Below are 11,577 nucleotides of genomic sequence, written 5' to 3'. Positions count from 1 at the left end.
TTTTACCACATCAGTAGATGCCGGGCTGGCCAGTGCAAGGGTTAATCCCTGTGCGCTTATCTTCAAAAATTCTGGGATGTGTTTTCTTTCCCTGTCAGGCAAAATACGCTGCCGATTCAAAATGCAGCCGAACACTAATGAAACTATTGAACACTTACGACGACCGAGACGAAGCCGAAGACGCTGCCGAAAAGCTCAGCGGGGCAAAGCGCCTTGCCAGCGAACGCGACGCCACCGTAGTGATCTACAACCTGTTCGGCATACCGAGTTGGGGCAATTTCCATCGTCTCGGTATGTACAACCTGGGCGAACTGAAATACCTCCTTGATCGCCGTACGACCTGGCAGCCGACCGATCAGGCACGACATACTGAGATCCTCGCCACACTAAAAACTGTCGCCAAGAACTACAGCATCGAAATCCCAATTCACTGGCAATAGTAGCGGGCGTCTACTGGGACGCCCGCCCTGGCACACTCTACTCAAACTCGTATGTAGTCACCTTCAAAACGCTACAGTTCTCCTTTACCGAGCGCTGCACCGAGTCGTCAAAACCGCCAGTGCTGCTGGCCTGGATATCGATAGAAATGGTCACATTCACTCCATGCTTGGCGGTGAACTGCTGAATCACTTCATCAACCAGCGTTGCAAACTGCATTTTGGCTTTGACCGGATCCAGCTCGGCGCTGGCATAAAACTGTGTTGGCAATGCCTTGACCACCGGCAAATCGTTCGAATCAGAAGAACTGCCGCCAGACACAACACCACTAGCTGTTCCGCCAGAGCTTCCAGAGGGTATGCCATGCTCCCCAGCAGGCGGCTTCACTGTGGACTCCGCGCTGGCCGCTGCCTCTTTGGCTCGGAGCGCCTCAGCATACTCCGATGCCGCACTTGGTTCGATTAGCAGACAAGAGCCATCGAGAATGACTGAGGTTGGCTTGCCGTACACAAAGCCCTGATAGCGTTCGCCTTCCTTACCTTGTCCAACGCCGAAGAAGTCCTTGCTCTGCACACCTTGGTTCAGCGTGCGCGCGTACACCTGATCGTCACGCAGGCGCGGCAAATACAGGTAACAGCAAGTCTTCTGCCACACATCCAGTGCGCCAGCCTCAGCCACGCCGTCCTTCCAGAACCATCTTTTGAGCATGTTGGAAAGATGGATCGGCGCCCACTCAGTGATCAGCAGTTCGTTTTCCCGCAGAACTTTTTCGATCTCCTGAGACAGACTTGAAGTGCCTGGATTAATGGCATAAGGCTCCCAGACAATCTCAGTCAAATTACTGGCATGCTGCACAGGCGCAAGCAGCCATTTCCACGTTTCGCGAAGGGTACGATTCAGCGTCTCGCGGGCCTGCTCCAAGCTGGCTGATGCATTTTTGGCCATTAGGTTATCTAGCGTCAGGCGGTTGTCCTTGTAATCGCTGACGATGGACTCCCAAGCCAGTACTGAACGCGCGTGATCCTTCAACCGACTAACGTTGTCGGCATCTGCAGCCAGGAAAACCAGCCGGTTCTGCTTTTGACGCGGCTGCTCGCCTCGACTTTTAAGGATCTCCAACGCCTTGTTCAGCGCCGCGTTCGGGCCCGTTTTGCTGTAAGGGGAATCAGGCGCCAGCACCACTAGGCGCAACGTCCAGTCATCAGGCACATCTGCACCGCCGGTAAAAACGTGCACGCCACCAAAACAGCCCCCCAGGTTGTTGAGGCGCTGGCGCAAGGTCGGGAACACATCCTCACGATCCTTGAAGCGCTTCTTGCGCTCCTCCATCTCACGACGTAGGTTCGGGCGAGTATCAAACCAGTAACGGCTGTTGGCACTGTTCAAGTAATGCAGCTTGTCACCCAAGCGGCGCAGCGCATCCTCATACAGGCCCAGTTGCTGCTCCGGCTGAGCGCTGCCCAGCAAAACGCGCTCGAGCTCGATACCGCGAACCAGCTGGCTGGAGGTTGTCGGCGCACTACCGAGGAAAATGGTACGTGCCGTCCGACGGCATGCATGCACAGCGCCAAGTCGTGCATCGTGGTTCTCGATGGAGACGGTCTCGGCGCGCGGCCCGTCGATATCCCGATCCACTACTGGATCCCAGCCTGCAGGCAGGTAATTGGTGAACTCGTTGCGGGTGTCGGTATCCGCGAACGGTAGGCTACCGGCCATAATCAATGGATCGTTATTTCCGTCTTTCCATAGGCTATAGATGATCTTGGCCATCATCTTCAGTACACCACGGGTGCGTTGGAAATTATCCAGGCTCGACCAGTCGTCATAGAGTCGGTCAAACACTTCAGGATGAATGGGATAAGCCTGCTTCAGCCGCTCGTAGTAATGACTTTCCTGGGTTTCAGACGGAAACTTGCCGCTATGGGCAATGTAGAAATCCGCGAACTGACGGCACACCTTTTCAGCAGCCAATTGGTCATTGATTCGGCTGAACAAGCGACGACGAACGATTTCGAATGCCTCCTCCGTCGCCACCGGTCTCCATAGCGCCTGCACACGACCGAAGTAATGCGAAAGTGCCTCCAAAGCGCGCACGCCACGCTGGCTTCCAGCTTCTTTTTCGGACTCAGGCAGCGAGGCCAACATGACCGCCGTCGGCACAGCCTTGAGCGCCTCGGTTAACGCTTGGATAAAAGTCAGGTTGGAGTCGAAGGTTCCACCGGCCAGTGAAACGCTTTCCTCGAACTGACGGATATAAGCCACCAATTCGTCCACCAGGATGACGCACGGGGCATAGCGGCTCAGCAGCGTAACCAGCACATCCTTGCCCGGCGACGTGCCCGACAAGTCAGCATCGGCGACTAGCCCATAGCCTTCGTCGCCACCCAACTGCCAGGCCAACTCGCCCCACAGCGTGCGTACCCTACAGTTCCCGTGCTGTACCGGCTGATTGGGGGAGGACTTGATGCCATCCAACACCGCTACCCGCGCTGGCGCCAGCTCGGTAACACCGGCCTTGTTCAGGATGGTCCCAACACCCGGCATCTCACTGGCCAGCACCTTGCCCTGCGCCAGGTGATAAACCGCCAGCATGGTGTGGGTCTTGCCGCCGCCGAAAGCCGTCTGCAGCTGAATGACCGGATCGCCGCCCTTGCCGGACAGCCGCTTGACCACTGAGTCCAGTAACAGGCGCATCCCCTCAGTGATAAACGTGCGCTGGAAGAACAGCTTCGGATCCTGATACTCCGCCGCCGCCGTGCCGTTGTGGACGCGAGTGATATCGGCAGCGAACTCCGCCTGAACAAAGGTGCCGCTGCGCACGTCTTCATGGGGTTCGGCGATCAAACGCCAGGGTTTCAACGTCATTCCTGAGTCATCCTATTACTGTCCAGTTCATCTCTGCCTTGAGAGCATGCTGGTCGACCACACAAACGTGTGGGTCTATGGCTTTTAACAGTACCCGCAGCCGAATCTGCACCGCTGCGGGATCGATTGCTCTTGGTCGCAACCTACTGGTCTTTCGTGGCTGCTCAAGATGCAGCACTACCCGCAGCCGCTGACAACGCAATATTTTTCGGGCAAATCGTCTTTCATCAGTGTCTGTAGCATGGTGCTGAGCAGAAACCAGACCAGCCAGCGTATCGCGTACTTTGTGCGCCACCTCGTCAGCAATATCCGTAGGCTTAGTACGAACGTGTAGACGATAGTCCTTGATCTCGACCAGCCAGCCCACACGATCCTCGGCATACAGCAGGTCAATTGCTTTGGTGCCACCAAAGGCAGAGTTGAACTGCCGACGGTAATGTGTCCAACCATCGTACTTCGTGGCCATGGCGCCAGCCGGGAAGGTGAAGGTCAATCGATCTTCGGTAATTACCTGCTCGATAACCGGCATGCCTCAGCCCTCCAACCCCATAAAGCGGTCGGACTGACGCAACTCCTCGTCCAGCAATACTAAAGTCTGCAGGTCATCGACTGCGTCGCCTTGCTCCAACTGGACACCCTCGGAATTGGCGGCCAAAGCGAAGAAGCGCTGCTTCACTTTGCGGAGCTCTGCTTTCTCACTGAGCATTTCCAGCTCACGCAGAAGAAACAGCGAATGCGTGGCGACAAACACCTGAATGCCTTGCTGACACAACAGCATGATGCAGCGGGCAATCACTCGAATCAACTTCGGGTTCAGATTGGTTTCCGGCTCGTCCCAAAAGAGATAACCCTGCTCCAACAGGGTTCCGGTAGCGATCAAGCGAGCCAGCATGGCCACTTTGCGCAAGCCCTCGGCAACCAGCGGCATTTCCATCTTGCCCCCGCCGGGTACCTGCAAGTAGAAACGCCCGCTGGGCGTATCCACCACGACCTTGCCGCCCATCACCTCTTCCAACGGTTGCAGCAGGCCGGCGGCCACCGCCTCGCGCTTGCCTTTCAGCGCCGGCTTGCCCAACAGCGAAACGGTGTCGCGCCAGCTTTCCTCGAAGGGCACATGGTGGTTGTCGTACAGCGGCACGAACCAGGGGCACAGGGTGAGCAGCTCACGGGTCGGTAGGTAGACCGGCGACAGCTCAAGTTTCGCCGTCGGCAGCACGTCAATCTGTACGCTGCTGCTGCTGCGGGTGGACAAGCTGATTGCCAAATCCTGCTTTTGCTCCTGCATGGAGAGGGCAACCTCACAGCGATCATGCCCCTGGCGGCGAGTGACCAACCGGCCAAGGGCATCCGCGCGGAATACCCCCACCAGCTTGTCAGCACATTCCTTCTGCAGAGTTGTCTTGTTCAGCTCTTTGCTGTCCGCCTGCAACTTGAGCAAGGAATACAGCAGCTTGAGCAACTGGCTCTTACCGCTGCCATTTTCGCCAACCACCACATTCAGGCCAGGAGCGAACTTGTACTCGCCGCTGGGCAGCGGGCCGAAGTTTTTGATAGTTGCGCTTTGGAGCATGGCGATATCCCCTTAGATGTCCAATGCAGCCTGGGTGCCGATATGGCCAGCTTCCTGGCTGGCTTGTTCGATGCCAAGCCAGGCGCCTTGCAGCTCGTTGTAGGCACGAGCTTCGTTGGTCCAGCCTTGGCGCTCGCAGAGGGTGTAGAGGCGATAGGTCAGTGCGGTGAGGCCGGCTGTTTTGTCAGGCATGCGCGCCAGCAGTTGGCCGGCGGCGGTTTCGCCGTCCTGGTTGAGGGCGCGGATCAACTGGTGCAGGGCTTCCCACACAGGCAGGCGGATGTCGTTTTCCGGCGACCAGTCGCGGGGCATTTCTGCCCACTTAAGCAGACGCAGGTTGCCGCTCGCACTCTCCACTACACCGGCGTCCACCAGACCATTCACACTGGTACCTTTGGCGCGGGCCAATACATCGGCATCACCGTACTTGCCCTCAGCCCAACCGTGCTGCTCGAACCAGGCGAGGCAGAACTGAGTGTCGTGGTCAAAGTCGTCTTCGCCGACAAAGCGGTTGATCAGTTGAAGCGCGCTGCGCACGCTCATAGGCGAGCCGTCAGCCTCCAACACAGCGCTGTACTTACTGAACACCTCCATGCCGGGGCCGATGATTGCCTGAGAGAGATCCACCGGAGCCACCGGCGAATTGATGCCGCCGCGGGTCATCTCGGTCAGCGCGTCCGGCAGAGTTACGTTGAGTTCACGAATAAATTCTCGGCGCGAAATGCTAGGCGCATCGGCAGCACGCGGGCGGCAGACCAGCACGATGCTAGACGCCAAGGCATTTGCTCCTTGGCCCCGCATTCTACCTGCACCTTCTGTACGCATCGGCCAAGTGCCGGTCAGAGCGAAGCCTGCCTTGAGCACGGCAGCAAGGAATGTTTCCCAACCAGTACTAGAGGTACCGGCGCTCTCATTGGTTTCCGCCTGCTTGAAGGCGTAATAGATAGTCACCGGAAACGCCGGATGCGCGAGCTCGGAGAGGTTGTGCATGGCGGCTGTCATGCCGTCGAGAAAGAATTTTTCCGCCATATCTCGCCCACCTTGACGGTGAGAGGCAGCAACAAGCTCCTCTGCCTTAGGCACTGCCATAGTGGCAAATAGTCCAGGAAAAATAGTTCGCAGCGAGCGGCGTAGCCAGACATAAAAGAAATCGGATAAATCGGCGTAAGGAATGTTGTCGTAGTACGGCGGATCAGTTGAGATTAGCTTTTGATGGCTGATTTCTTGGGTCTGGGCATCTTGTTGATAAACGAAGCCTCTTCCAGTTTTTGGCAAATCTCTGATGGCCATCACCCCCTTATCAATCGCTGTGGCAAAACTCCCACCGGCATTTGCAAACGGATTTGCTTCAGCGAAATCCCAGACCATGGGGATTGCTTGCCGTGCAAAGGTCTCTCTAAAGGCCCCACGATCATTCATCCATGAAGCTACAGTTGAGCCGATATTGCTGACCTTGCTGATTGCGAAGGCCAGAAATATCCCCACAGCCTGCGCATAAGCAGTCGCGCCCTCCCCCCCCTGGTCCAGGCCACGCTCGTCATCAGTCATGCCCATGGTCAGCGCATCTTCGCGCACGCGCGCGATAGCTTCTTGCACGAGATCAGAAAAAGTGTTGAGTGCAGTCAGTTGACGGGCAGTGAATAGCTGATCAAAGCGTGTAAACCCGTATGGCTTGACACCAAGGTATTGCGTACTGCCAGATATGGTCACATCGGGGCGCCACGTGGGCTCAGCCTGTTGAGTGGCAAACTCCTGGTCAGGTGTTGGCGATAGGTAGACACGGCCCCGCTTACCTTCAGCGACAATTGCCATCAGCCGCTGACCAATACGCCCCTCAACCCCTTCAGCCTTGATGTACTTCGGTTCAATCGGTGTCCCAGACAGCAGACATTGAAAGTTCGCCCCGCGTGACAGCTTGGTACCATTCTTTGCCGAAGAAGGCGGCGTACTCACTTTGACCGTGAAACGGTAGCTGTCGCCATCGATCACCGGATCAACATAGCTTTCCTTGCCGTCCCTGCTGGACAGGATAAAAGTGCTGGCTAACGGCACCTCAGCATGGCTGAACGCCGGGTTGGGGCTTTTGACAGTACGCGCCCAAAGCCAAGCGATCACCGTCAATTGCTCGCCTTGGTATTGCGCCAGATCCGGGCGCTCGGCAACCATTTCGGCGGTTACTTCAATCTGCGGGTACAAATGGCCAATGCGTCTTTCTGCTTCCTCACGCATCCAAGCGCCGTAACGACGCACATCTTCGGCCAGCCCCTTGGCGCCCGACCAGTCCTCGAAAGCATCGCGAGTCACCTGCTTCTTGCTGGCTTTATCTGCAGCGATTTCCGGCCCGACCGGCGCGTTCCCAGCGAACTTAGGCGGGATCTCGATCATCGCCTTATTGATAGTAACCGGTACAGGGTTGAGGTCGGATGCGTAGCTTTCCAGCCCAAGGCGCTGCGCCTCCAGCGGTAGCGCACCACCGCCGGCAAATGGATCATGGAAGCCCGGCAGCTTTTCCGGATTGAACAGTTCGTCAGCCTGCGGATGGCCCTTGTTCAGCTCACAAGTCTCCCGCCAGCTTTTCCATATCTCCGCCCGCGCCCGCGCCAGCACCTCTTCGTTGTTACTATTTTCCCAAACAACCAGGTCTTCGATGATTTTGAACAGGCGTTCGCGCTCTGCTGCGGCCTTTTCCTTGTTCACCCCACGCCCCAGATGACGCTCGTAGCCAGGGTCATTGACCATCTGTGCAAAAATAACCGCCCGCGCCGCCGCCAACGGCCGCCGCGCCCACCAGAGGTGCAAGGTGCTAGGGTGGCCGTGGCGGATGGACTTTTCACGAGCAGCGGCTGCGTTGATCGCATCCAGCGGCAAAGCAACTTCGATGAGTTTTTTCGGGGTTTTGATATTCATTTAATCGTCATTCTCCCAGCCTGCCCTGCCATCGCAATGGCTACAGCCTGTTAAGTAACTGTGTTCCATATCGCCAGTGCTATTTTCGTTGCGCTACTGACACGGTTCAATGTGGTCAGAGAGGTCGAAGCAACTGGCACAAAAATACAGATCGTCTTGCCAGATAGCTGTTGAGGCGCAGCCTGGGGAGCCTCACAGGCTTTGATCCGGTTTGATCGCACGCCCCAGTAGCTCTTGCAGGTCATAATTGACGCTGGCAATGCCGAACTCAGGCTCGCTCTTGAATGGGTGCTTGATGTAGTAAGGGCCGTCGACATCCTCACCATCCACAAGCACGATAGCAAGAATGTATTTCTCGCCTTGGTTGTAGCTGGAGAAAATCTCGTTCTTGGTGACGGTAACAGTGGTTGCGCCCTTGACGCGCCCCTTGACTTCAATATGACGATCGTTCTTGATACTGCCATCGGCAGCTACCGCCGGGCGCGCAGTGATATCCCAACCGCACTTCTCGGCGGATACATCCTTGACGCTGTGTCCCAGAGCCCGCTCGGCCGCAATGACGGCATGCATGGCAGCCCATTCGATACGAGAGCGTGCTTCTGCATCCGTGCAGAAAGCTGTATCGCCTTGGCGCTGAGCCAATAGCCCGGAAGGAATCACCAGCGCTCCGCCAATCACTACTGGCGTTGCAGAGCTGACCTGTTGCATGGATTGCAGCTCACGGGTGCGCTGCTCTAGTCGGGCAGTCAGCTCTTCATAGCGGCGGCGGGCATTCTCCGGCTGCATACGCGGCTGCTTGCCAGTAGCCACGTCGTCACTGAGTTTAAGATAACGATCAGACCAGTAGTTGATTTCCTTGACCAAGCGCTCATGCACAGCGGCCAGCACACGCTCGGCCTGGCGCTGAATGCGAGTACTCACTTCGCTGTAATGCTCGGGCACCAGTTGCTGCGAGGCATGCTGTAGTGCAAAGCTTTCCAGGTTCTGCTGCAGCCAGGAGGCACTCAGCACGTCCTGCACTAGGGCAAGCTCATACTGTTTGATCGGCAATAGATCCAGATGCGGAGCCCAACCGGCATTGCTGCTTTTGCCCTGCGGGTCGATTTCCACAAACTGCAGGCGGCGCGAGACGATCTTAGGTTGTTCAGTTATGTAGCTGGCACTCTCACGCACACTGTGATCGAGCATGAACAGCACTTTGGGGATCAGGCTGTCGTCATTGGGATCGACCAGCACCGAGCCCTGCTTGAGCTTGCCGCGATGAGCGCAGAGAGTGATGTCGGTTAGCGCCTGCATCAGCGGATGGCCTGGGTGGATAAGGTCGGCCATAGGCTTGCCGGGCACGCGTACCTGCTGTTTCTCGAAGCAGATGCGCTCGTACTGTTTGAGCACAGGCGTACGGGTTTCCCCGATTACTCGGTCACGCTCGCGCAGAGCAGCCGGCACGTGACGGATTTCATAACGCGCAGGCTCCCGATTACGCAGCTCTCCGCCAACGCTAGTAAAAGCCTCATTGAAGAAGGAACGGATGAAATAGGGCTGCAACTTACGGGCTTCGGCCTTCTCCATTTCTTCTTTGACTGCATAAAGCTGGTCGAGGCTCATATGCTGCTCGACCAGAGCGTTGCGACGGAGGATTGCACGCAGATGTTCTGTGTCCAGCGCCCCTTGGATGACCTGGTTTTGCCGCTCACGCACTTCAGGCGAGTCGCCATAGCGAATAGCTTCGATCAGCAGATCCTTGAGTGAGACGTTGTCGAAGGCCTCGCCAAGGATGTCGAATACTTTGCCGCCCAGCGCCTGCTTCTCAATCTCTAGCTTTTCGAACAGCTTCTGGAATACCTCACCTTCACGGGTTTCGTTGGCGACAATGTTCCACAGATGGCAGACTTGATCCTGACCAATACGGTGGATACGGCCGAAACGCTGCTCCAGGCGGTTGGGGTTCCAGGGCAAGTCATAATTGACCATAAGATTGGCGTTCTGCAGGTTGACGCCCTCGCCGGCCGCATCGGTAGCAATCAGCACCAACACCCGCGGGTTGTGACGAAACTCTTCCTGCACCTTGCGCCGCTCATCGCGGTTGGTACCGCCATGAATGGTGACGATGGCCTGCGAATCACCCAGCATGTCGGCGATGCGCTTGACCAGATAATCCAGAGTGGCGCGATGCTCGGTGAAGATAATCAGTTTGCGGCGGTTCTCTCCGTTGTACATCTGTGGGGAGTCTTGCAGTAGGCAGGACAACTCTTCCCATTTGCGGTCACTGCCGGAAGCCACCAGGCGCTGCGCTTGTAGCTCCAAGCCTTGCAACAAGCAGATTTCAGTTTCCATCTCAGCGATAGTTTCGGCAGCGCTCGCCTGGTCTACTAATTGGTCAGCGAAGAGCTCGTATTCATCGGCGCTGAGCTCGTCTTCCATCTCGTCGAGGTTGTCTGGCACCTCGATGCGCTTTTTCTCCAGGTATGCGCCCAACACACTGGCGACACCGCCACCGCGCAAGTGAAGCTTTTCTTCCTCAATACGATTTTCCAGTCGCTTGCGACGATTGCGCAGCGACTGATAAATGGCTTCAGGGCTGGAAGCCAGACGGCGCTGCAGTTGAGTAAGCGCAAAGCCGACGTTGTTCTTGCGCTGACCATCGAGGCGATCAGCCAAGTTCATCTGGTTGCGCACGTACTCTGTTACGTCGTGATAAAGCGTCGCTTCCTGCTTAGACAGAGAGTAGTTGGCTGTGTAGGCGCGCCGTTCCGGGAATAGCCTGGTGCCATCGAACTTAAGCAGCTCTTCTTTGACCATTCGTCGCATGAGGTCAGATACGTCGACCTTGTGGGCACCCTCGCGGAATTTGCCGTAGAAGCGGTCGCCATCGAGCAGCGACAGCCAGATTTGGAAGTCTTCTTCCTTGCCATTATGTGGGGTAGCCGTCATCAGCAGGAAGTGACGAGTAATCGAACCGAGCAGCTCACCTAACTCGAAACGCTTAGTCTTGTTAACCTTGTTACCGAAGTAGTTGGCCGACAGCTTGTGAGCTTCGTCGACGATGATCAGATCCCAGTCGGTATTTTTGAGCTTGAGCTGGTAGTCCTCGTTGCGCGACAGCTGATCGAGACGGCAGATCAGCAGGTTTTGCTCCTCGAAGTAATTGCCTGTGGCGCACTGCTCCTGTTTCTCACGGCTGAACACCTCGAACTTGATGCCGAACTTTTCCAACAGTTCGTCCTGCCATTGCTCAGTAAGCGAACCTGGCGATACCACGAGGATGCGCCGAGCATCGGCTCGCATCAGCAACTCGCGGATTAGCAGACCGGCCATGATGGTCTTACCGGCGCCAGGGTCATCGGCCAACACAAACCGCAACGGCTGACGTGGCAGCATGGACTCATAGACGGCGGAAATCTGGTGCGGCAGCGGATCTACATTGGAGGTGTGCACTGCCATCATCGGATCGAACAGATGGGCCAGCTGGATTCGCCAGGCCTCCAAGGCCAGCTTGAAATCGCTACCTGGGGCATCAAACGCCCAAGCTCTACCGGCTTGGGCCAGTTCAAGACGGGATTCGTCGCTGCGAAACAGCATCTGATCACCGTAGCCGCCCGCACTCTTCTGGTAGACGACGCTGATCGCCGAGTCACCGACCTTGTCGACACTGACAATCTTGACCATCTCGTCGCCATGCAGGCCACGAATCTGGGCGTCTTTTTTGATGTCTTCCAGCTTGAGCATCGAAAGCTTCCAGCGTTTGAGAAATCCGAGAGTTTACGTGGATACGCTGAAAGTGACACCAGTTTCTAGGG

Annotated in this window: 6 protein-coding genes; 1 reads left to right on the top strand and 5 read right to left on the bottom strand. The window is 56.6% G+C overall.

Features of this window, described 5'->3' with window-relative positions; translation table 11 throughout:
• Positions 1–137: 137 nt before the first annotated feature.
• Positions 138–440 carry a hypothetical protein gene (locus CAG34_RS21650; protein ID WP_085592309.1) on the top strand — a complete coding sequence of 101 codons (303 nt, stop codon included), beginning with the start codon at positions 138–140 and terminating at the stop codon, positions 438–440.
• Between the two features lie 37 nt (positions 441–477).
• On the opposite strand, the gene CAG34_RS21645 is transcribed toward CAG34_RS21650, so the two are convergent.
• The 5 genes from CAG34_RS21645 to CAG34_RS21625 form a co-directional block, all read right to left on the bottom strand.
• Positions 478–3,303: an ATP-binding protein gene (locus CAG34_RS21645; RefSeq protein WP_085592307.1), complete on the bottom strand. Its 2,826-nt coding sequence runs from the start codon at positions 3,301–3,303 to the stop codon at positions 478–480.
• Positions 3,304–3,310: 7 nt separating this feature from the next.
• Positions 3,311–3,832: a hypothetical protein gene (locus CAG34_RS21640; protein WP_256573571.1), complete on the bottom strand. Its 522-nt coding sequence runs from the start codon at positions 3,830–3,832 to the stop codon at positions 3,311–3,313.
• 3 nt (positions 3,833–3,835) lie between these two features.
• On the bottom strand, positions 3,836–4,873 hold the full coding sequence (locus tag CAG34_RS21635) for an ATP/GTP-binding protein (protein WP_085592305.1): 1,038 nt from the start codon (positions 4,871–4,873) through the stop codon (positions 3,836–3,838).
• A gap of 12 nt (positions 4,874–4,885) precedes the next feature.
• Complete coding sequence (locus tag CAG34_RS21630; RefSeq protein WP_085592303.1) at positions 4,886–7,780, bottom strand: DUF1156 domain-containing protein; 2,895 nt, start codon at positions 7,778–7,780, stop codon at positions 4,886–4,888.
• Positions 7,781–7,972: 192 nt separating this feature from the next.
• Positions 7,973–11,506: a helicase-related protein gene (locus CAG34_RS21625; RefSeq protein WP_085592301.1), complete on the bottom strand. Its 3,534-nt coding sequence runs from the start codon at positions 11,504–11,506 to the stop codon at positions 7,973–7,975.
• Positions 11,507–11,577 lie beyond the last annotated feature (71 nt).

It is taken from the genome of Pseudomonas sp. B14(2017), assembly GCF_002113255.1.
GTDB lineage: Bacteria > Pseudomonadota > Gammaproteobacteria > Pseudomonadales > Pseudomonadaceae > Aquipseudomonas > Aquipseudomonas putida_Z.
This window is presented reverse-complemented; position numbering and strand designations above follow the sequence as displayed.